Raw genomic sequence first — 25,497 nt, 5'->3', positions numbered from 1 at the left:
GCCTTGATGCTGGCCGTCCCGGGGTGCGCGAAGGGCCGGAGAGCCACCCCTTCGGCGGTCAGGGCTGTCCTACCGTGGGCGTCGGCGCTTTGCCGGTGCGCCTGCAAGCAGGAAGTGCATGGCCACGGCAAAGGCCAGGAAGACGGCGCCCAGCCCGCCGACGATGGTCGCACCGCCCCAGAGGTCGAAGAAGCCGTCGAGCCGGGCGTCTTGCGGGTTGGCGGGGTTGAAGAACACCCCCACGACCTCGCCCTCGCTATACGCGGGCGGGTTGCTGCTGCTCGACGGCGCGAACTCGATGATCGCGCCCGAAGGCGCCTTGAAGCGCACCAGCGGGCGCCATGTCGGCGAGCTGTTGCGGCGCGAACTTCCCACGGACTGCAACTCGATCACCTCGCCCTGTGCCTTGCTGGCCGAGGCGATGAATGCCGAGGTGTTCCGGTGGAGCAACCATGCGCCGACAAGCATCGATGCGCCGACGAGGCCGAAGACGATCTTGACGATGCGGACGGAGTTCATGCGGGCGATCCTCTCAGGCCCGCACCGACTCGGTCAACAGGGTGCCGGCGGCCGCGAGCAGCAGGCCCGCGACCAGGAAGCCTGCGGCCCCCAACGTGGAAACCAGTGCCCGTCGCCAAGGCCGCGTGCGAAAGAAATAGACCGGAATGCCCAGCAGCGGAAAGACGCCCGCGAGCAGCGCCGAGCGGCCGGGCGGGATCACGCCACGCGTCAGGCCCTCGGCCCGGCACCACGTGTAGCAGAGCGCCGAGATCAGGAACGCATGCGCCACGTCGAGCGCGCTGTAGTCCTTGCCACGAAGCGGGGGCACGAAGGCGTCGGCAACGCCCACTGCGAGGAAGGAAACGCCCAGCACCAGCAGGATCCAGCGCGGCCGGTTCATCGTCATCGCGGCACCCGGGTCCTCGCCGCCAGCGTCAGAGCTTCGCGAGCCGGTCCAGCGCGGCGAGCAGCGTCTCGTCCTTCTTTGCGAAGCAGAAGCGCACCACGCGCTGGTCGAAGCCGTCGCCGTAGAACGCCGACAGCGGAATCGCTGCCACGCCGATTTCGCCGGTGAGCCATAGGCAGAAGTCGGCCTCGGAGAGATCGCTCACGGCCGAGATGTCCACGCACTGGAAGTAGCTGCCTTCGCTGCGCAGCAGCTTGAAGCGCGTCTTTTCGGCGAGGCCTGCGGCGAACAGGTCGCGCTTGCGCTGGTAGAAGGCCGGCAGTTCGAGATACGGCTTCGGTTCGGCCATGTACTGAGCGAGTGCGTGCTGCATCGGCGTGTTGACGGTGAACACGTTGAACTGGTGCACCTTGCGGAACTCGGCCATCAGCGGCGCGGGCGCGGCCACGTAGCCGACCTTCCAGCCGGTCACGTGGTAGGTCTTGCCGAAGCTGCTGACGATGAAGCTGCGCGCCGCCAGGCCCGGAAAGCGGGCCACGCTTTCGTGGCGGGCGGCATCGAACACCATGTGCTCGTAGACCTCGTCGGCGATCACGAACACGTCGGTCGGGGCGAGCAGTTCCTCGAGCTTGCGCATCTCGGCCTCGGTCCAGACCGTGGCGCTCGGGTTGTGCGGCGTATTGATGATGATCGCGCGCGTGCGCGGGCCCATCGCCGCGGCGATCTTGTCGAAGTCGGGGCGGAAGGTCCCGGGCACGAGCGGCACGCGCACCACGCTGCCGCCGGCCAACTCGATGTTGGGCACGTAGCTGTCGTAGCAGGGCTCCAGCACGATCACCTCGTCGCCAGGCCGCACGATGGCGAGGATGGCGGTGATGATGGCCTGCGTTGCGCCCGCGGTGACCGTGATCTCGGTGGCGGCGCTGTAGCTGTGGCCGTAGAGCGCGGAAATCTTGGCGGCGATCGCATCGCGCAGCGCCGGAATGCCCGGCATCGGCGGGTACTGGTTGTGGCCCGCGGCCATGGCGGCCGTCACGTCTTCGAGCAGCTTCGGATCGCAATGGAAATCCGGAAAGCCCTGCCCGAGGTTGACCGCGTTCTTCTCGGCGGCCAGCGCCGACATGACGGTGAAGATGGTGGTGCCGACTGCCGGCAGCTTGGTGGTGATCTCGGGCGTGCGTGGGGAAAGCACAGTACTCATAGTTCGTAGTTTTGTTGATGGCCGCTCAGGGCTTTTGCGATCAGGTTGCGGTCGAGCCGGTCGGACAGCAGCTCGGCGAACTTGAAGACGAAGTTGCGCAGGTACGCGCTGCGCTTGAACGCGACACGGGCAATATTCTGGCCGAACACATGGCCCATCGGGCGCACCACGAGGTCGGCGTTCGATTCGTCGCGCACCGCCATCTCGGCCACGATGCCGACGCCCAGGCCCAGGCGCACGTAGGTCTTGATCACGTCGGAGTCGATGGCCTCGAGCGCGATGCGCGGCGTGAGCTTCTTCTGCGCGAAGGCGTGGTCGATGCGCGTGCGGCCGGTGAACGACGGGTGGTAGGTGATGATCGGCTCGAGCGCCAGGTCTTCGAGCGAGATGCGCTCCTTGCCGGCCAGCGGATGGTCCTTGGGCAGCACCAGCACATGCTGCCACTCGTAGCAGGGCAGGGTCACGAGTTCGGCGTAGCCGTCGAGCGATTCGGTGGCGATGCCGATCTCGGCGATTTCGTCGATCACCATGCGCGCCACCTGGTCGGGCGAGCCTTGGTGCAGGCTCACGTTGACCTTCGGATAGGCCTCTCGCAGGTTGGCCACGGGCACCGGCAGCACGTAGCGCGCCTGCGTGTGGGTGGTGGCGATGGAGAGGGTGCCGCTGTCCTGTGCGCTGAACTGTTCGCCGATGCGCTTGAGGTTGCCCACCTCGCGCATGATCAGTTCGATGCTGGCAATGACATGCTGGCCCGGCTCCGTCACGCGCTTGAGGCGCTTGCCGTGGCGCGCAAAGATCTCGACGCCCAACTCTTCTTCGAGTTCGATGATCGCCTTGGAGACGCCGGGCTGCGAGGTGTGGAGCGCCTTGGCGGCCTCGGTAAGGTTCAGGTTGCGCCGCACGGCTTCCTGAACAAACTTGAATTGGTGCAGATTCATATCAAATTCCGTCTTATTGCGGAATTCATTATGCCTTCGCAATCTATCGAAATTTCCGGGTCTCAGGATTTGACCGCAATTCTGGCCAGCAATTCGACCAGTTCGGGCTCCTCGCCGACGATGCGGGCGAGCGAGAAATCGACCTGCGGCCAGGTCTTGCGGAGGGTGTCGAGCTGCAGCGGCATGTCTTCGCGGGCATGTTTGCCCATGCCGAGGAACAGCGGAACGATGCGGATGGCGGTGGCGCCGCCGGCAATCAGGCCTGCCACGGCCGAATGAAGGTCCGGTGTGGCGAGCTCCATGTATGCGCACACGACGCGGGCCGCGGGGTCGTCCTGGAGGACCCGCGCGGCCACCGCCTCGATGGGCTCGCGCCAGCGCTCGTCGCGCGAACCATGCGCCAGCAGCACGATGCCTCGCGTGGCAGCGCCGATGGTCATCTTCGTAAAACCAGCCAGCTGAAGGCCGTCAACGACATCACCGAGTAGATGAGCCCCGGCGCCGCCGCCGTGAGCCATGGCGACCAATTGCTGAGATTGCCAAGGTAGCCGAACACGTTGTTCAGCAGGAAGAAGCTGATGCCGATCATCACGCCGCCGAACACATAGGTCGTGATGCCGGCCTGGCGGAAGTGCAGGTAGGCGAAGGGCAGGGCGAGCACCACCATCACCAGGCACGACAGCGGATAGAACACCTTGCGCCAGAACTCGATCTCGTAGCGCTGCGCCGTCTGGCCGTTGGCGTCCAGGTGGCGGATGTAGTCGAACAGGTCGATCGTGCTCATGCGGTCCGGCCGCAGCAGCGCCACCGACACCATTTCGGCCGTCAGCGAAGTCGGCCAGTCCATCTGCGGGATTTCGGTGGTGACGATGCGGGCCTTGTCGGCGGCACTGCGGGTGTCGTAGTCCTGCTTCTCGATGTCCGCCAGCGCCCAGTGCCCGTCAAGGATGCGGGCAGACTTGACGACCAGCTGCTTGCTCACATAGCCGTTGGCATCGAATTCGAAGATGCGCGCGTTCTTGAGCGAGCCGTCGCGCGAGATCGACAGCACGTTCACGGCATACGACACGTTGTCGCGCTTCTCCTTGAGCCAGGCGCCGGTGTTGCCCACCAGCGAGTACGTGCCCTGGTAGCGCGACTTGAGCAGTTGGCCGGTGCGCTCGGACAGCGGCGCTATGTAGTCGCCGATGGCGAAGGTCAGGATGACGAAGCCCACGCCGAGTAAGAGGAGGGTGCGCAACGCGCGCCATGGGCCCAGCCCGCTGGTGCGCAGGATGGTGTATTCGGAGCTCTGCGCGAGGCGCGCCATCACGAAGATGCAGCCGATCAGCACGGTGATCGGCAGCAGCTCGTAGAGGTGGCTGGGAACCAGCAGCGCCACGTAGATCAGCGCCTGCATCGGTCCATAGGCGAGGCTTTCGGGCTTGCCGACGGATTGCAGCTCGTCGACGAAGTCGAAGAAGAAGAACAGGCACAGGAAGCCGAGCGTCACGAAGGCCACCGCCTTCAGTGCCTCGACGTAGATCAGGCGTCGGATTGTTTTCACGTGGTCGGGTCGATCTTGGAAGACTGCGGGGTCGCCAGGCCGCCGGCGATCACGCGCCCGGGGGTGGTGCGGCGACCCCAGTTGTTGTTGCGCAGGCCCAGCCACGCCACGCCGATGAGGAAGACGCCGCCGTGCAAGAGGAGCATGAACGTGCCCATGCCGTAGCGGCCGGAGCTGATCCAGCTCTGCCCCAGGTTCAGCAGGTTGTAGTAAATAACGAAGGCAAACAGCGCGAACAGCAGGTTGCCGCTGCGCCCCACGCGCGGATTGACGCTGGAGACGGTCAGCGCCAGCAGCACGAAGTTGATGGCTGCCAGCAGCATGCCGATGCGCCAGCCCAGCTCGCCCAGACTCGCGTTGCTGCGGTCGCGCAGCAGCGACAGGGTGGTGCGGGCGCGCGGTGGCGTGGTGTTGGCCGTGGCATCGGAACTGCCGCCGGCGCGGGTGCCGTAGGTCTTGAACTCGCTGATCTTGAGGCCCGAAGTCGGCAGCAGCGGGCGCTCCAGGCGCTGGCCGTTGCTCAGCATCAGGAAGCGGTTGGGTCCCACGTCCTCGATGCGGCCGCTGCGCGCCGAGGTGGTGATCTGCAGGCCGCGCTCGATCGCCCAGATGAAGACGTTGGTGGCGGTGGCGCCGTCCGGCGTGTCCTTGTCGATGAAGAAGACGCGCATGCGGCCCGACGATTCACGGAACTCGCCGGGCGTGACGCGTTCGATGTCGCTGCGCTGCTCGTACTGTTGGCGCATGCCCATGGTCTGCGAATTGGCCCAGGGCCAGCCCACCATCGCCATCACGGCGATCAGGAGCAGCACCGGCCAGGCGAAGCGGAACAGCGGCTCCACGAAGTCGGCGAGGCCCCGGCCGCTGGAGAACCAGATCACCATTTCGCTGTCGCGGTACATGCGCGAGAGGGTCCCGACGATGGCGATGAACAGGCTCAGACTCAGGATGGTCGGCATGTAGCCGAGCACCGTGTAGGTCATCACCAGGAACACCTCTTGCGGGTTCACACTGCCCTTGGACGCGAGCCCGAGGGTACGGATGAGCATCATGGTCATCACGATGGTGACCAGAACCACGAGGGTCGCTCCGAAGCTGCGCGACAGCTCCTTGCGTAGGGAAGAATGGAATAACATCGTTAGAGGAAAAAAAGGATTATGGACTTTCAACTCAAGCCCCTCACCATCGCCCAGGCCGCAGCCGAAAAATCCGACGTCCTCATCGTGCTCGTCGGCAGCGCGGCCATCACCTCCAAAGACGCTCTTTCCGTGCTGGCCGCCAGTGCCCGCAAGGCCGGCGATCTGCCCGACAAGGCCGGCAAGCTCCTGTCACTCTACCGCCCCGACGACGTCGTGGCCTCCCGCGTGGTGCTCGCGGCCATCGGCGACGGCAAGCCCGCGTCGGTGCGCAGCGGCGTGATCGCGGCAGTCAATGCGGCCAAGGCCCATCGGCCCAAGCGGGCCGTCGTCGTCTTTGCCCAGCCGGCGGACGGTGCCGCCGTGGCCAGCGCCGTCTCGGCTGCGGCCGATGCCAGCTATGTCTACACGACCACCAAGTCGAAAGCCGAGGCGCGCAGCATCCGTCACCTCACCGTCGGCGTGGCCGACACAGCCGGTGCAGGCAAAGCCTTCGACGAGGCCCGCGCCACCGTGCTGGGTATCGAGCTGGCCAAGGAGTGGGGCAACCGCCCCGCCAACCACGCCACGCCCACGCTGCTGGCCGAAGCCGCCAAGGGACTGGCCAAGCTCGACAATATCAAGTGCGAAGTGCTCGGGCCCAAGGAGGTCGAGAAGCTGGGCATGGGCTCCTTCGCCGCAGTGGCGCAGGGTTCGGCCGAGCCGCTGCGCTTCATCGTGCTGCGCTACCAGGGCGCGCCCAAGGATCAGGCGCCGGTGGTGCTGATCGGCAAGGGCATCACCTTCGACACCGGCGGCGTCTCGCTCAAGCCCGCGGCCGAGATGGACGAGATGAAGTTCGACATGTGCGGCGCCGCGAGCGTGCTGGGCACCTTCCGCGCGCTCGGCGAGATCCAGCCGGCGATCAATGTGGTCGGTCTCATTCCTTCGTGCGAGAACATGAACGACGGCAAGGCCGTCAAGCCCGGCGACGTGGTCACCAGCATGAGCGGGCAGACCATCGAGGTGCTCAACACCGACGCCGAAGGCCGGCTCATCCTGTGCGATGCGCTGACCTATGCCAAGCGCTTCGAACCGGCGGCGGTGATCGACATCGCCACGCTCACCGGGGCCTGCGTGATCGCGCTCGGCGGCGTGCGTAGCGGCATGTTCGCGAGCGACGAGACGCTGGCAGCAGCGCTGCAGGCGGCCGGCGAGGCATCGCAAGACCGTTGCTGGCGCCTGCCGCTGGACGACGAGTACGCCGAAGGCCTCAAGAGCAACTTCGCCGACGTGGCCAACATCGGCGGCCGTGCCGGCGGTGCGGTCGTCGCGGCCAAGTTCCTGCAGCGCTTTGTCGGCGACTTCCCCTGGGCGCACCTGGACATCGCGGGCACCGCATGGAAGAGCGGGGCGGCCAAGGGCTCGACGGGCCGGCCCGTGGGGCTGCTGGTGTCCTACTTGACGACTCGCGTGGCCGACAAGGCTGCCTCCGCCACGCCCAAGGTCAAAGCCAAGACAGAGCCGAAGGCCTCGGCACGCAAGGCCCGGTCCCCGAAGTGACGGAAATCGGCTTTCACTTCAATGCGCCCGACAAGCTGAACTACGCTTGCCGGCTCGTTCGCAAGGCGGTGAATGCCCGCGGTCTGCGGGTGGTGGTGGTCGGCGATGCACAGGCGCTCGATGCGGTCGATGCCGCGCTCTGGCAACTGTCGCCCGTCGACTTCGTCGCGCACTGCCGCGGCGATGCGCAAGCCCACGTGGTGGCCCGTTCGCCTGTGATCCTTTCTTCGGAGGGCGCCGATGCGGCATCGCTGCCGCACCGCGAGATGCTGGTGAACCTGGGTCTCGAAGTGCCGGCCGGGTTCGAGCGCTTCGAGCGCCTGATCGACATCGTGAGCGACGAAGCCAACGACCGGCAGATCGGCCGCTCGCGCTGGCGCCATTACGCCGACCGCGGCTACACCATCCAGCCGCACGACTTCGCAAGGAGCGCTTCCTGACATGGCCAGCACGCTGCGCACGCCGCCCCGGTTCGTTCCCACGCTGACCACGGTGCTCGATATCCCGGCGGAGCCCGCGAGTCCCGAGCCGGCCGATGCGCCGGCGCCACAGCCAGACCCAGCCAGCGCGGTCGCATTGCCGCCCGTGGCGCAGCTCACGCAGGCTGAAATCGTCAGCCTCGAAGAGCAGCTTTTGCATCGCGTGCTGCAACGCGTCGACCTCTCTCTCGAAGAGCGATTGAGCGATGCGGTGTCCGCCGCAGTCCAGCAACAACTCGATGACATGGTGCCGCGCCTGCGCGGTGAAATCGAAGCCGTTTTGCGCGCGCTGGTGATCGAATCGATGGCCGCCGAACTCTCCGAAAACACAGGGTCTACGCCAGCTTCCGGCGCATAAATCCTCGGCTAAACTGCGCCGCAGGTCGGAATGGCGTGAGGGTGCCGCTGGTCTGCGGCGCGAAACTTGCGAGGTCTGCGCGCCCGGATCACACGACCGGTTTTTTATTGTTTTCATCCAAGTTCTGGAGGTTTCCCATGCAATTGAAATGGACTGCGGTCGCACTGGCTGCACTCACGCTGGTGGCTTGCGGCAAGAAAGAAGAAGCTGCTGCACCCGCTGCAACGCCGGCGCCCACGGCGGCTGCCCCCGCGCCCGCAGCACCTCCTGCCGACGCACTGGTCGTCAAGATCGGTCACGTCGGCCCGACCAGCGGTCCCATTGCCCACCTTGGCAAGGACAACGAGTTCGGCGCCAAGATGGCCATCGAAGACCTGAATGCAAAGGGCCTCAAGATCGGCGACAAGGTTGCCAAGTTCGTGCTGGTGCCGGAAGACGACGCTGGCGATCCGAAGCAAGGCACGGCCGTTGCCCAGAAGCTGGTCGACGAAAAGGTCAACGGCGTGGTCGGTCACCTGAATTCGGGCACCACCATTCCTGCTTCCAAGCTCTACAGCGACGCTGGCATCCCGCAGGTCTCGCCGTCGGCAACCAACCCCAAGTACACGCGCCAGGGCTTCAAGACCACGTTCCGCGTGGTGGCTGACGACACGCAACTGGGCGGCACGCTCGGCAAGTACGCCGTCGACACGCTCAAGGGCAAGAACATTGCCGTGATCGACGACCGCACGGCTTATGGCCAAGGCGTTGCCGAAGAATTCGAGAAGGCCGCCAAGGCAGCCGGCGGCACCATCGTGGGCCACGAGTTCACCACCGACAAGTCGACCGACTTCAACGCCATCCTGACCAAGCTGAAGGCTGCCAAGCCCGACGTTCTGTTCTTCGGCGGCATGGACGCCGTCGGCGGCCCGATGCTCAAGCAAGTCAAGCAACTCGGCCTGAACGTCAAGTTCATGGGCGGCGACGGCCTGTGCACCGGCGAACTGCCGAAGCTGGCTGGCGATGCCATCGGCGAAGACATGGTGGTCTGCGCTGAAGCCGGCGGTGTCGACGGTGACTTCAAGCAGCCGCTGGAAGACTTCAAGGCCAAGTTCAAGACCAAGAACGGCGTCGAAGTGCAGATCTATGCACCGTACGTCTATGACGCGGTCAACGTGCTGGCCGAGGCCATGGTCAAGGCCGGTTCGTCGGAACCGGAAAAGTACCTGCCCGAAATCGGCAAGCTGCAATACAAGGGCGTGACCGGCCCGATCGCCTTCGACGAAAAGGGCGACATCAAGAACGGCGCGCTGACCTTGTTCACGTACAAGGGTGGCGTGCGTACGCAGATCGCCGTGGTGCGCTGAAGCACATTGGCAACCGCGCATTCGCGCGGTTCGCCTGCTAAAGAGAAAAGGGCCTTCGGGCCCTTTTCTCATGGTGCGCTGCAAGTGAGCAAGCGCAGCGTCGTCAGAGCGCGGCGAGGCCCGAGGGGCGGTCGGTGTTGCAATACTCGATGAAGGCGTCGAGATCGCGCGACTTGTCGAACACTGCGTCGGCCCCCAGCGCTTCGCAGCGGGCCCGGATGTCCACGGTCACGTAGTTGCTCAGCACCACGACCCGCTGATCCGCCGAGCGGGTCTTGCAACCGGCCAGCACACCCAGGCCGGAGCCTTCTTTCAGGAACAGGTCGACGATCAGGAGTTGCCAGTCGTCGGGGTGAGCCGCGAGCCATGCCAGCGCGTCCGACTCGGTCTCGGCAAAGCCGACCACCCGGCCGTTGACCAGATCCTCCAGTGCCGGGACCAGATTGTCTCTGATGGTCTTGTTGTCCTCGACGAGGAACGTGATGAGGGCCATGCCTTGGTTTCGCTTTGAGAACCAATAGCGTAGCGTGCCGAGCGTGGCCGCAGCGTAGGAGAAGGGAGACGGACCGAGGGAACGTTGTTCTCGGGCCGGTTCAATTCGAGCCGTCGGCGCCGCGGATCTTTGCCTTGAGCTTTTCGGCCAGCGCCTGGCTCTCGTCGCGCTCGGCAGTCACTTCGAGGCGCTTTTCGATCTCTTCGCTCAGCGCGGCATTCACCTCGGCCAGTTTTTCCGCCGACTTGGCCAGCTTTTCCTCGAGCTGGCTCGTGTGTTCGATGGCTTGCGCCACTTCGCCGACCTGGATCTCGTCGGGCAGCTCCTGCTCGAGCACCGTGCTCACCACGGCCAGGTTGTCCGACGCCCGTTGCACGTCAGCAGCGACTTCTTCGCTTTTTTGAAGCGTCTTGTCCAGAGTGGTCTTGTCACGCGACGTTGTTGCGGTCTGTCCAGCCATCGAGGCTCCTTGCGAATTTCTAGCGCTTGAAAGTAAAACCTTTGGATCGTACCGCCGGATGAGCCCATTGGCGCCTTGATCCCGGTTGTTGGGAAGCAACGTGTCATATGACACTCTGGAAGACAAAAAGCCCAAGTGCTTGTGGCGACTTGGGCTTCCTGCTGTCTCTGTCTGCATGTTCGTGAACGGTTACGAACAATCAATCTCTGGCGGAGCAGGCGGGATTCGAACCCGCGGAGGGCTATTAACCCTCACACGCTTTCCAGGCGTGCGACTTAAACCGCTCATCCACCGCTCCTGAGCCCACGATTATAGCAGTCGCTCAACTCGGATTCGACGGCTTGCCGGCCTGGACCATGCGCATCGCCGAGGCAATGAGCGCCGCGGTCTCGCTCATGTTGCTCGGCACGATCAGCGTGGTCTTGGAATCGGCTGCAACCTTGCCGTAGGCGTCGACCGCGCGTTCGGCCACCTTGAGTTGCACGGCCTGTTCGCCGCCGGGCTGCTGGATGGCGGCCGCCACGCGTTCGATGGCATCCGCCGTCGCCGTGGCCACCGCGGTGATGGCGGCTGCCTCGCCCTGGGCGTTGTTGATCTGGGCCTGCTTTTCACCTTCGGAGCGGGCGATGAAGGCCTCGCGCTCGCCGGTGGCGATGTTGATCTGCTCCTGGCGGCGGCCTTCCGACGCCGCGATCAGCGCGCGCTTGCCGCGCTCGGCGGTGATCTGCGCCTGCATGGCCAAGAGGATTTCCTTCGGCGGCGTCAGGTCCTTGATTTCGTAGCGCAGCACCTTCACGCCCCAATTGAGCGCGGCCTCGTCGATCGCGGCCACCACCTGGGCGTTGATGACGTCGCGTTCCTCGAAGGTCTTGTCGAGTTCGAGCTTGCCGATCACGCTGCGCAGCGACGTTTGCGCGAGCTGCGTCACGGCCACGATGTAGTTCGACGAGCCGTAGCTCGCGCGCATCGGGTCGGTCACCTGGAAGTAGAGGATGCCGTCAACCTGCAGCTGCGTGTTGTCGCGCGTGATGCAGATCTGGCTCGGCACGTCGAGCGGGATTTCCTTCAGGCTGTGCTTGTAGGCCACCCGGTCGATGAACGGGATCAGGAAATTGGGGCCGGGCGTCATGGTGCCGTGGTACTTGCCCAGGCGCTCGCGCACCCAGGCGTTCTGCTGCGGCACGAACTTGACCGACTGGCTGATGAAGATGATCGCGATGACCAGGATGATGAGGGGGACCGAGAATTCCATGGTGCTCTTCCTTGTTCCGAGTTCTTGAGTTCTGACTGACTAGATTTTGTCGACGACGAGGCGGCTGCCGACCACCTCGACCACGCGGTATTCGCCCGTCGAAGGCGCATGGCCCGCGCGCTGCACGACGGTCCATTGGGCGCCGCGGTAGCGTACGGTGGCGGTGCCATCGGGGTTCCATGCATCGACATGCACGCTCTCGCCAATGTCGAGATTCACGTCGCGGTTGGTGCCGGCGGCTGCTGCTCGCGGGCGTTTGCGCTGAATCGAGTACCAGACCAGCACGGCACCCACGCCGATCACCGCCGCCACGATCAATTGGGTGATAGTGCCGAAGCCCAGGTGCGCCGCGATGGCTGCTGCCGCGAAGCCGGCCGCCAGCAGGAGCAGGTAGACCGTGCCCGAGAGCAACTCGACCACGATGGCGGCTCCTGCGATCAGCCACCAGATGGTGGAATTCGCCATGACAACTCCTCTTTTTTGCTTGTTCGATGCGCGCCATTCTGAGGCATAGGGCGCCAAGCGCTTGCCCCGCGTAGGGGTACTGGCCCCAGGGGAGTGCCCTGTACCGCCATTGCTCGAATGTCTTGCACCAGGCTGACCAGATTCTTCATCTGAATTCCGTACACTTCGCGCCTCGCCTCATTGCCTCGCCTTATTGCCTGTCCGGAGCCCTGCTCATGAAATTCCGCTTCCCCATCGTCATCATCGACGAGGACTTCCGCTCCGAAAACACCTCGGGCCTCGGCATTCGCGCGCTCGCGCAGGCCTTCGAAAGCGAGGGCTTCGAGGTGCTGGGCGTCACGAGCTACGGCGACCTGAGCCAGTTCGCTCAGCAGCAAAGCCGCGCCAGCGCCTTTATCTTGTCGATCGATGACGAGGAATTCACGGTCGGCCCCGACCTCGACCCGGCCGTGCTGAACCTGCGCACCTTCATCGGCGAGGTGCGGCGCAAGAACGCGGACGTGCCGATCTACATCTACGGCGAAACCAAGACCGCGCGCCACATCCCCAACGACATCCTGCGCGAGCTCCATGGCTTCATCCACATGTTCGAGGACACGCCGGAGTTCGTGGCGCGCCACATCATCCGCGAGGCCAAGAGTTATCTGGAAGGCGTGCAGCCGCCGTTCTTCAGGGCGCTGATCGACTATGCGGAAGACGGCTCGTACTCCTGGCATTGCCCGGGCCACTCGGGCGGCGTGGCGTTTCTCAAGAGCCCGGTGGGCCGCATGTTCCACCAGTTCTTCGGCGAGAACATGCTGCGCGCCGACGTGTGCAACGCGGTGGAAGAACTGGGCCAGCTGCTCGACCACACCGGCCCGGTGGCGGCCAGCGAGCGCAATGCCGCGCGCATCTTCAACGCCGACCATTGCTTCTTCGTGACCAACGGCACCAGCACCAGCAACAAGATGGTGTGGCATCACACGGTGGCGCCCGACGACGTGGTGGTGGTCGACCGCAACTGCCACAAGTCGATCCTGCACGCGATCATCATGACCGGCGCGATTCCGGTGTTCATGAAGCCCACGCGCAACCACTTCGGCATCATCGGCCCGATTCCCAAGAGCGAGTTCGAGCAGAGCGCCATCAAGGCCAAGATCAAGGCCAACCCGCTCCTGGCCGACGCGGACCACGAGAAGGTCAAGCCGCGCGTGATGACGCTCACCCAGTCGACCTACGACGGCGTGATCTACAACACCGAGACCATCAAGAACATGCTCGACGGCTACGTCGACACGCTGCATTTCGACGAGGCCTGGCTGCCGCACGCCGCCTTCCACCCGTTCTATGGCGCCTACCACGCGATGGGCAAGCGCCGCGTGCGCCCGAAGGAATCGCTGGTGTTCGCCACGCAGTCCACGCACAAGCTGCTGGCCGGCATCAGCCAGGCCAGCCACGTGCTCGTGCAGGACTCGCAGAATCGCGCGCTCGACCGCGACCTCTTCAACGAGGCCTACCTGATGCACTCGTCCACCAGCCCCCAGTACGCGATCATCGCGAGCTGCGACGTGGCCGCTGCCATGATGGAGCCGCCCGGCGGCACCGCGCTGGTGGAAGAAAGCATCCTCGAGGCGCTCGACTTCCGCCGCGCCATGCGCAAGGTCGAGGAAGAGTTCGGCAAGGACGAGTGGTGGTTCAAGGTCTGGGGCCCCGAGAAGCTCGTCGACGAAGGCATCGGCCGTGCCGACGACTGGATCATGAAGGGCGAGAAGGACGGAAAGCCCAAGAACAAGAAGAGCCCGCGCAACTGGCACGGCTTCGGCGATCTGGCCGATGGCTTCAACATGCTCGACCCGATCAAGTCGACCATCGTGACGCCCGGCCTCGACCTGGAAGGCAACTTCGCCGAGACCGGCATTCCCGCGAGCGTGGTGACCAAGTTCCTTGCCGAGCACGGCGTGATCGTGGAAAAGACCGGCCTCTACAGCTTCTTCATCATGTTCACCATCGGCATCACCAAGGGCCGCTGGAACACGCTGCTCACGGCGCTGCAGCAGTTCAAGGACGACTACGCGCGCAACCAGCCGATGTGGCGCATCCTTCCCGAGTTCTGCCAGCAGCACCCCGGCTACGAGCGCCTGGGGCTGCGCGATCTGTGCCAGCACATCCACCAGCTCTACGCCCGCTACGACGTGGCGCGCCTGACGACCGAGATGTACCTGAGCGATCTCACGCCGGCCATGAAGCCCAGCGACGCCTTCGCCCACATCGCGCACCGCAAGACCGAGCGCGTGGAAATCGACGAGCTCGAAGGCCGCATCACGACCAGCCTGATCACGCCGTATCCGCCGGGCATTCCGCTCCTGATTCCGGGCGAAGTGTTCAACAAGAAGATCGTCGACTACCTGAAGTTCTCGCGCGAATTCAACCTGCAGTGCCCGGGCTTCGAGACCGACATCCACGGCCTCGTGGCGCGTGTCGACGAGACGGGCAAGAAGCGCTACTACGCCGACTGCGTGCGCAAGGTGGGCTGATCTGGTTCAGGAGTGCGGGGCGTCTTCGCGCACCCGCATGAAGCGAGCAAACCGCGGCAGGCCGCTGGCATTCGTGCCATTGAATCGATAGGTGACCCAGGCGCCGATGGCGGGCGGGTTCTCTCGCTCGGCATCGGTCAAGCCGGTGCCAAGCTTGAAGCGCTTGCCTTCAGGTGTCTCGACGACGAGTGCGCCAAGCCGATGGCTGTTGCGGCCCTTGCCAGTCACATGACCGACTACGCGGGCTTCGGCATCGTCGTAAGGCTTGACCTTGAGCAGGTCGTTGTTGCGCTCGCTGCGGTAGAGCGAGCCGCCGCGGTGCAGCATCAGGCCTTCGCCGCCCATCTTCACCGTCTTGTCGAGCAGGGCCTGCAGTTCGGCGTGCGTGGTGGCGCGTTCCTGCGGCACGAGGACGACCCACGGTGCATCGGTGATCGGCAGCAGCTTGCGCAGGGCCGCCAGGCGGGCAGTGAAGTCGCCGGGCTGGGCCGGCATGTCGAAGACCATGAAGCGCATCTCGCGCCAGGCGACCTCGTTCGGCGTCTGGCTGCGTGCGGTGGAGACCGCGTGCGAAAAGCGGCCGCGGCCGGCCCACAGCTCGCCATCGAGCGGCTGCTTCGGCAGCGACGCGATGAACCATGCGGGCGCCGCGACGGGCTCGCCGCCGCGTGTCCAGAGCTGCTTGCCGTCCCAGTAGCCGCGCACGCCGTCGTACTTCTCGCTGACCCAGTAGTCGGCCAGCGACATGCCGGGGCGGTACACGTCGGCCAGCATCAGCGCAGGCGCGGTATTGCGCGCCTGCGCCGGGGAGACCAGGGCCGCGGCCAAGACTGCGAGCAGGAGGGAACGTCGATTGAGCACGATGCTATGAAATGAGTAGCGACCGTTCGACGATCGCTGCAAGCCGTCGGGAAGAGGGCAGGCTTACTCCGCCATGCCCCCGACGACGTTGCTGAAGCCGCCGTCCACGTAGGTAATCTCGGCCGTCACGCCGCTGGCCAGGTCGCTCAGCAGGAAGGCGGCGACGTTGCCCACTTCCTCGATCGTCACGTTGCGGCGGATCGGCGAGGCGTCGGCCACGGCCGCCAGCATCTTGCCGAAGCCCTTGATGCCGCTCGCGGCCAGCGTCTTGATGGGACCGGCGCTGATGCCGTTCACGCGCATGCCCTTCGGGCCCAGCGACGAGGCGGTGTAGCGCACCGAGGCTTCGAGCGAGGCCTTGGCCAGGCCCATGGTGTTGTAGTTGGGCAGCGCGCGCTCGGCGCCCAGGTAGGTGAGCGTGAGCAGGGCCGACTTGTCGTTGAGGTAGGGCAGGGCCGCCTTGGCCATGGCCGGGAAGCTGTAGGCACTGATGTCGTGCGCGATCCTGAAGCCTTCGCGCGAGAGGCCGTCGAGGAAGTCGCCGGCAATGGCTTCGCGCGGGGCGAAGCCGATGCTGTGGACGAAGCCGTCGAACTTGGGCCAGGCCTGGGCGAGGTCGGCGAAGAGCTTGTCGATCTGCGCGTCGTCGCTCACGTCGCAATCAAAAATCAGGCTCGAGCCGAAGTCTGCGGCATATTCGGTGATACGGTCCTTGAATCGTTCGCCGACATAACTGAAGGCGAGCTCCGCGCCTTGTTCGTGGCACGCCTTGGCGATGCCGTAAGCGATCGAGCGATTGCTCAACACACCGGTGATCAACAGTTTTTTGCCGGAAAGAAAGCCCATGAAGTTGCCTTGTGAAAATCTTGGGCAGAATTCTCGCATGCGAGGTTGGCTGCTTTGGATGATGTTGGCGCTCTCGGCGGCTCCTTCGTGGGCTGCCCATGCCTATGCGCAGTTCGGGGACATCAAGTATCCGGCCGGGTTCACGCACTTCGGCTATGTGAACCCGCAGGCACCGAAAGGCGGCGAGATCCGCATGGTGCCGCCGACCCGCCCCACCAACTTCGACAAGTTCAATCCCTTCACTCTCAAGGGCACGGCGCCATCCGGACTTGGTCCACTGATGTTCGAGAGCTTGCTCATCGGCAACATGGAGGAGCCGACCACTGTCTACGGCCTGCTGGCCGAGGACGTGGAGGTCGCGCCGGATCGGCTTTCTGCCACCTTCCGCATCAACCCGAAGGCACGCTTCAACGACGGATCGCCCGTGCTCGCCGCGGACGTCGTGCATTCGTTCAAGACGCTGACGGGCAAGCTCGCTTCGCCGGTGTACCGCACCGTCTACGCTGAAGTGAAGGGTGCGAGCGCATTGAATGAGCGCACCGTTCGCTTCGATTTCGCCAACCCGAATCGCGAATTGCCCCTGGTGGTCGGTGGCATGGCGGTGTTCAGCCGTAAATGGGGTGCGGGCAAGCCCTTCGACCAGATCACGACGGAGGTGCCGATCGCCTCCGGACCGTACCGGCCGGCCAGCGACCGACTGGGTCGCGACATCACCTATGTACGCAACGCGGACTATTGGGGCGCCGAACTCGCAGTGCGCAAGGGCCAGTTCAACTTCGATCGTGTCACCTACAAGGTCTACCTCGACGAAACCTCGCGCTTCGAAGGGCTCAAGGCCGGCGAGTTCGACTTCATGCGCGAATTCACCTCGCGCAATTGGGCGCGGCAGTACAAGGGCAAGCAGTTCGATAGCGGCGAGATCCTCAAGCGCGAGTTCACCAACAACAACCCTGGGGATTTCCAGGGCTACGTCTTCAATGCACGCAAGGAGAAGTTCAAGGACGTTCGCGTGCGCCAGGCCATCGGGCTGGCAATGGACTTCGAGTGGCTCAACCGCCAACTCTTCTACGGCATCTACACGCGCGTGCAGGGCTACTTTCCGAACAGCGAGTTCCATGCCGAAGGCTTGCCCAAGCCAGACGAACTGGCGCTCCTGGAGCCGCTTCGGTCCAAACTGCGGCCGGAGGTCTTTGGCCCGGCTCCGCTCCCATCGAGCACCGTGCCGCCCCACAGCCTGCGCGAGAACCTGCGCCAGGCACGTGCATTGCTGGCCGAGGCCGGTTGGAACTACAAGGATGGCGCGCTGCGAAATGCGAAGGGTGAGGCCTTCACCATCGAGTTCCTCAACGACCAGCCTACGTTGATCCGAGTGGCGACGCCGTTCCAGTCCGCGCTGCGCAAGTTGGGGATCGAGATGACTTTCCGGACGGTCGACTTCTCGCTAGCGCAGCAGCGCATGGACAACTTCGACTTCGAAATGACGTCGAGGCGCCTGCTCGGGAGCATGGCGCCGGGCGGCGAACTCTTCGAACTTTTCGGACTGAAGGCTGCGGACACCCCGGGTTCGGCCAACTCGTGGGGCATTGCCGACCCGGCTGTCGACGCGATTCTGGGCAAGGTGGCTACGGCGACCACGCGCGTAGAACTGGCCACAGCGATGCGCACGCTCGATCGCGTGCTGTCGAACGGGTATTACTCGATCCCGATGTACTACAGCAATTCATTCCTGATCGGATACCGTCCGCGCAGCTTCGTGCTGCCACCGACGATTCCGCCTTACTACCAGGCCGACGACTGGGCGCTCTCGACCTGGTGGGCGTCGTCTTCCAACAAGTAGAGTCAGGCACGAATATCCATGGCAAGCTACATCCTCAAGCGTCTGCTGTTGATGATCCCCACGCTGCTCGGCGTGCTGGTCGTCACCTTCGCCGTCATCCAGTTCGTGCCGGGCGGACCGGTGGAGCAACTGGTTTCCCAGCTTCAAGGCAGGGACTCGGGCGGCGAGGGCGCGGCGGCCAGCGGCGCCGGGTATCGCGGCCGCCAGGGGCTGGACCCGCAGCGCATCGAGGAAATCAAGGTGCTCTACGGTTTCGACAAGCCAGCCCACGAGCGCTTCTGGGTCATGCTGAAGTCGTTTGCGCGGCTTGATCTTGGCACGAGCTTCTATCAGCGCAAGGCTGTGTGGGACTTGGTGAAGGAGAAGCTGCCGGTCTCCATCAGCCTGGGACTCTGGACCTTTTTCATCAGCTACCTCATCGCCGTTCCACTGGGCGTGGCGAAGGCTGTGCGGGCCGGCTCGCGCTTTGACTTCGTCACCACGCTCATCGTGCTCATCGGCTATGCCATTCCGGGCTTCGTACTTGGCGTGGCGCTGCTGGTGATCTTCGGCGGAAAGTTGCAGTGGTTTCCACTTCGAGGACTGACCTCGCCAAACTGGGAGACCCTGACTTGGGGCGCACGCATCGTCGACTACCTCTGGCACATCGCCTTGCCGGTCTCGGCCATGGTGCTCGGCAGTTTTGCCGTCACGGCCATGCTGACCAAGAACTCCTTTCTCGAGGAGATCCGCAAGCAGTACGTACTGACGGCCCGGGCCAAAGGGCTCGCCGAGCGCCAAGTGCTATGGAAGCATGTCTTTCGCAACGCGCTGATCCCTATCATCACGGGCTTTCCGGCTGCGTTCATTGGTGCCTTCTTTACCGGTGCGCTGCTGATAGAGACGTTGTTCACGCTCGACGGTCTGGGTCTTCTGAGCTACGAAAGCGTGATCCGGCGCGACTATCCGGTGGTGCTGGGCACGCTCTACCTGTTCACGCTGATCGGTCTGGTGACCAAGCTGATTTCCGATCTTTGCTATGTCTGGGTCGATCCGAGGGTGAAGTTTGACTAGCGCGTCCGCCGAGTCGGTCAGCCCGCGCCTTCGCGCCTGGCGTCGCTTCCGCCGCAATCCGCTGGGTTTCTGGAGCCTTGTCGTCTTCTCGACTCTCGTGGTGCTGAGTCTCTTCGCGGAGTTGATTTCCACCGACAAGCCGCTTGTCGTGCGCTACGAAGGACAAACCTATTTCCCGGTGCTGCGGGACTACTCGGAGAAAACCTTCGGCGGTGATTTCGAAACGTCGGCGGACTACCTGGATCCCTTCATCCGGGAGCGCATCACCGCGGGCACGAACTGGGCGATCTACGCGCCCAACCGCTATGGTCCGCGCACCCTCAATTACTTCGCAACCCAACCCAATCCTGCCGCGCCGTCGAGGGAGAACTTTCTCGGCTCTGACGACAGAGGGCGCGACTTGCTGGCGCAGTTGATCTATGGGTTCCGCGTGAGCGTGCTGTTCGCGCTTGCGCTCACCGCAATCGGGGTGGTGCTCGGGATCATCACGGGCGCGATACAGGGGTTCTTCGGCGGCAAGACCGACCTGCTGTTCCAGCGCTTCATCGAAATCTGGAGTTCCATGCCGGAGCTCTACCTGCTGATCATCTTCAGTGCCATCTTCACGCCCAGCGTCTCGCTGCTGCTCATCTTGCTGAGCATGTTCGGCTGGATGGCGCTCTCGGACTACGTCCGCGCCGAGTTCCTCCGCAACCGCCAGATGGACTACGTGCGCGCCGCGCGCGCCCTGGGGGTGAGCAACCTGCAGATCATGTGGCGCCACATCCTGCCCAACAGCATGGTGCCGGTCGTGACTTTCCTGCCGTTCCGCATGAGCGCGGCCATCCTGGCGCTGACCTCGCTCGATTTCCTGGGCCTGGGCGTGCCGCCAGGGACGCCGTCGCTTGGCGAACTGCTGAGCCAGGGCAAGGCCAACATCGATGCCTGGTGGATTTCTCTCTCCACCTTTTGCGTGCTGGTCGTCACGCTGATGCTTCTGACCTTCATGGGCGACGCGCTGCGCGATGCGCTCGATCCGCGGAAGGCCGACAAGTGAGCGACATGCATCCACCCAAGAAGCCCTTGATCGACGTGAAGGGCCTGTGCGTCTCCTTCAGCGGCAAGGAAGTCGTGCACGGCGTCGACTTCCAGGTCGGCGCGGGCGAAAAGCTCGCGCTGGTGGGCGAGTCGGGCTCGGGCAAGACCGTCACGGCGCTATCGCTGCTGCGTCTGGTACAGAACGCCGACCTCGCAGGTGTCGCAAGGCTCTTCGGCCCCGAATCCTCGCAGGGCGCGCGCGACCTGCTGGCGATTCCCGAGCGCGAGTTGCGTGGCATCCGCGGCAAGGAGATCGCAATGATCTTTCAGGAGCCGATGACCGCGCTCAACGCGCTCTACAGCGTGGGAGACCAGATCGCCGAGGTGCTCGAGCTGCACGAGGGGCTGTCTGCCCGCGCGGCGCAGGCGGCTGCCGTCCAACTGTTGGCCGACACCGGCATTCCCGAGCCGGCGCGGCGGGCGCGGTCGTTCCCGCACCAGCTCTCGGGCGGCCAGCGCCAGCGAGCCATGATCGCCATGGCGCTCGCTTGCAAGCCGCGCCTCTTGCTGGCCGACGAACCGACCACCGCGCTGGACGTCACGGTGCGCGCGCAGATCCTCGAGCTGCTGGCCGACCTGCAGCGCAAGTACGGCATGGCCGTGCTGCTGATCACCCACGACCTGAACCTCGTGCGCCGCTTCGCTGACCGCGTCGCGGTAATGGAGAACGGCCACATCGTCGAGCACGGCGCCGTGGCCACTGTCTTCGACGCCCCGCAGCACGCCTACACCCGCAAGCTGATCGACAGCCATCCGGAGCGCGACGTGGCGGCGGTGGCAGCGCGTGCCGACGCCGCCCCTGTACTCGAAGCCAAGGCGCTGCGCGTGAGCTATCCGGTGGCGAGGCCTGGTTTTGCCGGGTGGTTCCGCAAGGGCGAGTTCATTGCAGTGCAGGGGGCCGATTTCCGCATCGTGCCGGGCGAGACGCTGGGCGTGGTCGGCGAGTCGGGCTCGGGCAAGTCGACGCTCGCGCTTGCGGCGCTCGGACTCTTGAAATACCGAGGCGAACTGAAGGTGGACGGCAAGGGCTGGGCGGTCGATCGCGCCTCGGATCTGGCCCTTCGCCGCACGATGCAGGTGGTGTTCCAGGACCCGTTTTCCTCGCTCTCGCCGCGCATGACGGTCGAGCAGATCGTGGGGGAGGGGCTGCGCGTCCATGCGCCGGAACTCGACACGAAGGCGCGCAGGGCCCGTTCGCTCGCGGCGCTGGCGGACGTGGGGCTGACCGAGGCGCAGTTTCCTGCGCTGCTCGACCGCTATCCGCACGAGTTCTCGGGCGGCCAGCGGCAGCGGCTCGCGATCGCGCGTGCATTGATCGTCGATCCGCAATTGCTGGTGCTCGACGAGCCGACCAGTGCGCTCGACGTGACGATCCAGAAGCAGGTGCTGGGCTTGCTGCAACGCCTGCAGCGCGAGCGGGGGCTGAGCTACCTCTTGATTACCCACGACGTCGAGGTGATCCGCGCCATGGCGCACCAGGTCATCGTGATGAAGGACGGGGCCATCCTCGAAACCGGGTCGGTCGAGCGCGTGCTCGATGCGCCGGCACATCCCTATACGCAGAAGCTGGTGGCCGCGGCGCTGCTGGAATAGAACGAAAAGAGACGAAGAAATGTCGGTAAACGGACAGGACCGCCGCGGCGCCTGGCGCGCGGCGCTGGCCTGCATGGTCACGCTGGCGGTGGCCATGGGCCTCGGGCGCTTCGCCTTCACGCCCATGCTTCCCATCATGCTGGGCGAGGGAAAACTGGAGCTGGCCGGGGGCGGCGTGCTGGCGTCGCTCAATTACCTAGGCTATTTTCTCGGGGCGGTGAGCTGCGCGGCCATCGGGATCAAGGCGTCGAGCATGGTCCGGGGCGGGCTGGCCGCGACGGCGGCATTGCTGATCGGCATGGGCCTGCTCCACAGCTTCGCGGGCTGGGGTATCCTGCGCGCGACAGCCGGTGTGATGAGCGCCTGGGTCTTCGTCTTTGCCTCGGGTTGGGGCCTGCGGCGGCTGGCCGAAACGAATTCGCCGACGCTGGCTGGGGTGATCTACACCGGGCCGGGCATCGGGATCGCCATGACCGGGTTGCTCGGCGGGGCGTTGGGCCGCTGGGGTTCCGAGGTGGGATGGATCGGCCTGGGCCTGCTGGCCGTGGTGCTCATCGCGATCATCTGGCGGGTGTTCGATGACGGTGAAGTCGCGCAGGGCGGCAGCGCCAAAGCCCCTGTGACCGCAAGCAGCGCAATCGCATCCGGCGCGGATCGCAGCGATGCGATCTGGCTGGTCGCGCTCTATGGGCTGGCGGGCTTCGGCTACATCATCACGGCCACTTTCCTGCCGGTGATCGCGCGCCAGGCGCTGCCGGGATCGTCCTGGCCCGATTTTTTCTGGCCGCTGTTCGGCGCGGCCATCATTCCGGGCGCACTGATCGGCGCCCGCGCGCCTACCCATTGGGACAACCGGCTCCTGCTGGCGGCCGCCTATGCATTGCAGGCGCTGGGCGTGGTGCTTTCCGTGGCATGGCCCACGATCATTGGGTTTGCGCTGGGCAGCCTGCTACTGGGGATGCCGTTCACTGCAATCACTCTTTTCGCGATGCGGGAAGCACGTCGGCTGCGCGGCAATGCTGCGGCGGGGCTGATCGGCTATGCCACGGCGTCCTACGGGGTGGGGCAGATCATCGGCCCGCTGTTCGCGGCGCCCCTGGCGCAGCGCACTGGCTCGTTCGAGCAGCCACTGCTGGTTGCGGCGGCGGCATTGGCGCTCGGCGCGGTGCTGTTTGCGGTGGTCTGGTCGAAATCTCGTCGTCCGGTGACTGTCTGAGCTGCAATGCCCCTTCATTTATCACACGAATAGCATATAATTCGAGGCTCACGACCAAACGGGCGGGTACCAACCGCCCGTTTTTTTTGGTCTATGCATTCTTGATCATTCGTTGCGTTCGCCGAGGTTCAGGTATTCGCGGTGGCGGATATCGCGAATTCGGCGAATTGAGTATTTAAAAGGCACTTTCGAACACGTGGCATTGCAGCAAATAGTAGAACAAACCGTGGCCGGTCTTGGCTACGACCTGGTCGAGATCGAACGCTCGGCCGGGGGATTGCTGCGCGTGACGATTGATTTGCCCTGGGCGGCCCCCACCTCCGAAGCTGTGGCTGCGGGTGTGCCGGAACCCTTCGTGACGGTCGAAGACTGCGAGAAGGTGACGCGGCAACTGCAGTTCGCGCTCGAGGTCGATGGTGTCGATTACAAGCGGCTCGAGGTGTCCTCGCCCGGTATCGACAGGCCGCTGCGCAACGAGCAGGATTTCGAGCGTTTCGTGGGCGCGGTGATCGACATCACGCTCAAGGCGCCCATGGGCGTGGCGGCGGCGGGCCAGGTGTCTGCCACCCGCAAGAAATTTCGCGGCACGCTGGAGCGTGCTGAAAAGGCAGAAGGGGCTGACGCAGCCCCGGGCTGGCAAATCGTCTGGAGCGATGCGCCCGAGCCCAAGCCGGGTCAAAAAGTGAGCAAGAAGCGCGCGCCTGCACCGTTGCATGCGCTGGGCTTCGTATTGGACGAACTGCGCGATGCGCGGCTCGCGCCGATTGTGGATTTCAAGGGCCGCAGGGCCAAAACCCAACCGGGTTTTTCGGATATTGACGACGGAACGAACGTTCCTGACTGACAAGAGGAGTGGTGGCATGAATCGCGAAATGTTGATGTTGGTGGATGCGATCTCGCGCGAGAAGAACGTCGAACGCGACGTCGTCTTCGGCGCGGTCGAATCCGCACTGGCGCAAGCCACCAAGAAGCTCCATCAGGGTGATGTGGACATCCGCGTCGCCGTCGATCGCGACAGCGGCGACTACGAAACCTTCCGCCGCTGGCACGTCGTTCCCGACGAAGCCGGCCTGCAGCTGCCCGACCAGGAAATCCTCCTGTTCGAAGCCAAGGAAGAAATGTCGGACATCGAGGTCGGCGAGTACATCGAAGAAGCGGTGGACTCGGTGCCGATCGGCCGCATCGGCGCCATGGCCGCCAAGCAGGTGATCCTGCAGAAGATCCGCGACGCCGAGCGCGAGATGCTGCTCAACGACTTCATGTCGCGCGGCGACAAGATCTTCGTGGGCACCGTCAAGCGCCTCGACAAGGGCGACATCATCGTGGAGGCCGGCCGCGTCGAAGGGCGCCTGCGCCGCAGCGAGATGATTGCCAAGGAAAACCTGCGCAATGGCGACCGCGTGCGGGCCATGATCATGGAAGTCGACCTGACGCTGCGCGGCGCGCCGATCATCCTGTCGCGCTCGGCCCCCGAGTTCATGATCGAGCTGTTCCGCCAGGAAGTGCCCGAAATCGAACAGGGCCTGCTCGAAATCAAGAGCTGCGCCCGTGACCCGGGTTCGCGCGCCAAGATCGCCGTGCTCTCGCACGACAAGCGGGTCGATCCGATCGGCACCTGCGTCGGCGTGCGCGGCACCCGCGTGAATGCGGTCACGAACGAACTCGCCGGCGAGCGCGTCGACATCGTGCTGTGGAGCGAAGACCCGGCCCAATTCGTGATCGGCGCCCTGGCGCCGGCGAACGTGTCGTCCATCGTGGTGGACGAGGAAAAGCACGCCATGGACGTGGTGGTCGACGAGGAAAACCTCGCCATCGCCATCGGCCGCGGCGGCCAGAACGTGCGCCTGGCTTCCGACCTCACCGGTTGGAAGATCAACATCATGGACGCCAACGAGTCGGCCCAGAAGCAGGCGACCGAAACGGATGCCAGCCGCAAGCTCTTCATGGAAAAGCTCGATGTCGATGAAGAAATCGCCGACATCCTGATCGCCGAGGGCTTCAACAGCCTGGAAGAAGTCGCCTATGTGCCGATTTCCGAAATGCTCGAGATCGAAGCGTTCGACGAAGACACCATCAATGAGCTGCGCTCGCGTGCCAAGGATGCGCTGCTGACCATGGAAATCGCCAAGGAAGAGGGCGTCGAGACCCAGTCGCCGGTATCGCAGAACCTGCGCGACCTCGAAGGCCTGGACCCCGAGCTGATTCCCAAGTTGGCCGAAGCGGGTGTGAACACCCGTGACGACCTCGCCGACCTCGCGGTCGATGAACTCACCGAGATCACCGGCCACAGCGCCGATGACGCCAAAGCCCTCATCTTGAAAGCCCGCGAACATTGGTTCGCCGGCCAAGAGTGATGGCCATGGAGGCACGAAACCAAT

25 protein-coding genes and 1 tRNA gene are annotated in these 25,497 nt (G+C 64.6%); 12 read left to right on the top strand and 14 right to left on the bottom strand.

What is annotated here, in order from left to right:
• Nucleotides 1-69: 69 nt before the first annotated feature.
• From ACSFA7_RS07705 to lptF, 7 genes are all read right to left on the bottom strand, one after another.
• Complete coding sequence (locus tag ACSFA7_RS07705; protein WP_435498823.1) at nucleotides 70-519, bottom strand: DUF3592 domain-containing protein; 450 nt, start codon at nucleotides 517-519, stop codon at nucleotides 70-72.
• A gap of 13 nt (nucleotides 520-532) precedes the next feature.
• Entirely contained in the window at nucleotides 533-907 is a 375-nt protein-coding gene (locus ACSFA7_RS07700) for a rard protein (protein ID WP_435498822.1), read from the bottom strand.
• A gap of 28 nt (nucleotides 908-935) precedes the next feature.
• Complete coding sequence (locus tag ACSFA7_RS07695; protein ID WP_435498821.1) at nucleotides 936-2,108, bottom strand: pyridoxal phosphate-dependent aminotransferase; 1,173 nt, start codon at nucleotides 2,106-2,108, stop codon at nucleotides 936-938.
• A complete protein-coding gene (locus tag ACSFA7_RS07690; protein WP_435498820.1) occupies nucleotides 2,105-3,046 on the bottom strand; it encodes a CysB family HTH-type transcriptional regulator in 942 nt (313 codons plus the stop codon). Before ACSFA7_RS07690 ends, ACSFA7_RS07695 begins: the two co-directional genes overlap by 4 nt.
• Before the next feature lie 62 nt (nucleotides 3,047-3,108).
• Entirely contained in the window at nucleotides 3,109-3,486 is a 378-nt protein-coding gene (locus tag ACSFA7_RS07685) for a sirohydrochlorin chelatase (protein ID WP_435498819.1), read from the bottom strand.
• The gene (lptG, locus tag ACSFA7_RS07680) at nucleotides 3,483-4,592 is read right to left on the bottom strand and encodes an LPS export ABC transporter permease LptG (RefSeq protein WP_435498818.1); all 1,110 of its coding nucleotides are present in this window, start codon (nucleotides 4,590-4,592) and stop codon (nucleotides 3,483-3,485) included. Before lptG ends, ACSFA7_RS07685 begins: the two co-directional genes overlap by 4 nt.
• Entirely contained in the window at nucleotides 4,589-5,728 is a 1,140-nt protein-coding gene (lptF, locus tag ACSFA7_RS07675; RefSeq protein ID WP_435498817.1) for an LPS export ABC transporter permease LptF, read from the bottom strand. The genes lptG and lptF overlap by 4 nt, the downstream gene beginning before the upstream one ends.
• Before the next feature lie 21 nt (nucleotides 5,729-5,749).
• Between lptF and ACSFA7_RS07670 the strand changes: the two genes are divergently transcribed.
• The 4 genes from ACSFA7_RS07670 to ACSFA7_RS07655 all read left to right on the top strand — a co-directional run bounded on the left by ACSFA7_RS07670 (nucleotide 5,750) and on the right by ACSFA7_RS07655 (nucleotide 9,453).
• The gene (locus ACSFA7_RS07670) at nucleotides 5,750-7,270 is read left to right on the top strand and encodes a leucyl aminopeptidase (protein WP_435498816.1); all 1,521 of its coding nucleotides are present in this window, start codon (nucleotides 5,750-5,752) and stop codon (nucleotides 7,268-7,270) included.
• A complete protein-coding gene (locus tag ACSFA7_RS07665; RefSeq protein WP_093432372.1) occupies nucleotides 7,267-7,710 on the top strand; it encodes a DNA polymerase III subunit chi in 444 nt (147 codons plus the stop codon). Before ACSFA7_RS07670 ends, ACSFA7_RS07665 begins: the two co-directional genes overlap by 4 nt.
• 1 nt (nucleotide 7,711) lies before the next feature.
• Complete coding sequence (locus ACSFA7_RS07660) at nucleotides 7,712-8,107, top strand: hypothetical protein (RefSeq protein WP_435498815.1); 396 nt, start codon at nucleotides 7,712-7,714, stop codon at nucleotides 8,105-8,107.
• A 137-nt stretch (nucleotides 8,108-8,244) separates the two neighbouring features.
• Entirely contained in the window at nucleotides 8,245-9,453 is a 1,209-nt protein-coding gene (locus ACSFA7_RS07655) for a branched-chain amino acid ABC transporter substrate-binding protein (protein WP_435498814.1), read from the top strand.
• Nucleotides 9,454-9,556: 103 nt separating this feature from the next.
• Here the strand turns inward: ACSFA7_RS07655 and ACSFA7_RS07650 are convergent, their stop codons facing one another.
• The 5 genes from ACSFA7_RS07650 to ACSFA7_RS07630 form a co-directional block, all read right to left on the bottom strand.
• A complete protein-coding gene (locus ACSFA7_RS07650) occupies nucleotides 9,557-9,946 on the bottom strand; it encodes a response regulator (RefSeq protein ID WP_435498813.1) in 390 nt (129 codons plus the stop codon).
• Nucleotides 9,947-10,046: 100 nt separating this feature from the next.
• On the bottom strand, nucleotides 10,047-10,406 hold the full coding sequence (locus ACSFA7_RS07645; RefSeq protein ID WP_435498812.1) for a hypothetical protein: 360 nt from the start codon (nucleotides 10,404-10,406) through the stop codon (nucleotides 10,047-10,049).
• Between the two features lie 207 nt (nucleotides 10,407-10,613).
• Nucleotides 10,614-10,704: transfer RNA gene (locus ACSFA7_RS07640), tRNA-Ser, on the bottom strand.
• Nucleotides 10,705-10,728: 24 nt separating this feature from the next.
• Nucleotides 10,729-11,658 carry an SPFH domain-containing protein gene (locus ACSFA7_RS07635; RefSeq protein WP_042579791.1) on the bottom strand — a complete coding sequence of 310 codons (930 nt, stop codon included), beginning with the start codon at nucleotides 11,656-11,658 and terminating at the stop codon, nucleotides 10,729-10,731.
• A gap of 39 nt (nucleotides 11,659-11,697) precedes the next feature.
• Nucleotides 11,698-12,123 (bottom strand): NfeD family protein, encoded by a 426-nt coding sequence (locus tag ACSFA7_RS07630; protein WP_435498811.1) that lies wholly within the window; start codon nucleotides 12,121-12,123, stop codon nucleotides 11,698-11,700.
• Nucleotides 12,124-12,338: 215 nt separating this feature from the next.
• Here ACSFA7_RS07630 and ACSFA7_RS07625 point away from each other — a divergent pair, with 215 nt between their 5' ends.
• Nucleotides 12,339-14,636, top strand: coding sequence for an Orn/Lys/Arg family decarboxylase (locus ACSFA7_RS07625; protein ID WP_435498810.1), 2,298 nt, complete (start codon nucleotides 12,339-12,341; stop codon nucleotides 14,634-14,636).
• Nucleotides 14,637-14,642: 6 nt separating this feature from the next.
• Here the strand turns inward: ACSFA7_RS07625 and ACSFA7_RS07620 are convergent, their stop codons facing one another.
• Together ACSFA7_RS07620 and fabI are read right to left on the bottom strand one after the other, a co-directional pair.
• Complete coding sequence (locus tag ACSFA7_RS07620; RefSeq protein ID WP_435498809.1) at nucleotides 14,643-15,497, bottom strand: DNA ligase; 855 nt, start codon at nucleotides 15,495-15,497, stop codon at nucleotides 14,643-14,645.
• 63 nt (nucleotides 15,498-15,560) lie between these two features.
• A complete protein-coding gene (gene fabI / locus ACSFA7_RS07615) occupies nucleotides 15,561-16,343 on the bottom strand; it encodes an enoyl-ACP reductase FabI (protein WP_435498808.1) in 783 nt (260 codons plus the stop codon).
• Between the two features lie 37 nt (nucleotides 16,344-16,380).
• Here fabI and ACSFA7_RS07610 point away from each other — a divergent pair, with 37 nt between their 5' ends.
• From ACSFA7_RS07610 to nusA, 7 genes are all read left to right on the top strand, one after another.
• The gene (locus tag ACSFA7_RS07610) at nucleotides 16,381-18,180 is read left to right on the top strand and encodes an extracellular solute-binding protein (RefSeq protein ID WP_435498807.1); all 1,800 of its coding nucleotides are present in this window, start codon (nucleotides 16,381-16,383) and stop codon (nucleotides 18,178-18,180) included.
• 18 nt (nucleotides 18,181-18,198) lie between these two features.
• The gene (locus ACSFA7_RS07605) at nucleotides 18,199-19,233 is read left to right on the top strand and encodes a microcin C ABC transporter permease YejB (RefSeq protein WP_435498806.1); all 1,035 of its coding nucleotides are present in this window, start codon (nucleotides 18,199-18,201) and stop codon (nucleotides 19,231-19,233) included.
• Entirely contained in the window at nucleotides 19,226-20,269 is a 1,044-nt protein-coding gene (locus ACSFA7_RS07600) for an ABC transporter permease (RefSeq protein WP_435498805.1), read from the top strand. Before ACSFA7_RS07605 ends, ACSFA7_RS07600 begins: the two co-directional genes overlap by 8 nt.
• Nucleotides 20,270-20,274: 5 nt before the next feature.
• Nucleotides 20,275-21,903: an ABC transporter ATP-binding protein gene (locus tag ACSFA7_RS07595; RefSeq protein WP_435498804.1), complete on the top strand. Its 1,629-nt coding sequence runs from the start codon at nucleotides 20,275-20,277 to the stop codon at nucleotides 21,901-21,903.
• Nucleotides 21,904-21,922: 19 nt separating this feature from the next.
• Nucleotides 21,923-23,119: a YbfB/YjiJ family MFS transporter gene (locus ACSFA7_RS07590; RefSeq protein ID WP_435498803.1), complete on the top strand. Its 1,197-nt coding sequence runs from the start codon at nucleotides 21,923-21,925 to the stop codon at nucleotides 23,117-23,119.
• Between the two features lie 196 nt (nucleotides 23,120-23,315).
• Entirely contained in the window at nucleotides 23,316-23,963 is a 648-nt protein-coding gene (rimP, locus tag ACSFA7_RS07585) for a ribosome maturation factor RimP (RefSeq protein WP_435498802.1), read from the top strand.
• Nucleotides 23,964-23,979: 16 nt separating this feature from the next.
• Entirely contained in the window at nucleotides 23,980-25,473 is a 1,494-nt protein-coding gene (gene nusA / locus ACSFA7_RS07580; protein ID WP_198784016.1) for a transcription termination factor NusA, read from the top strand.
• The last annotated feature ends 24 nt before the right edge of the window (nucleotides 25,474-25,497 follow it).

The organism is Variovorax trehalosi, from assembly GCF_051216415.1.
Lineage (GTDB): Bacteria > Pseudomonadota > Gammaproteobacteria > Burkholderiales > Burkholderiaceae_C > Variovorax.
The sequence above is the reverse complement of the archived record's forward strand: the minus strand, read 5'-3'. Positions and strand labels throughout refer to the sequence as shown.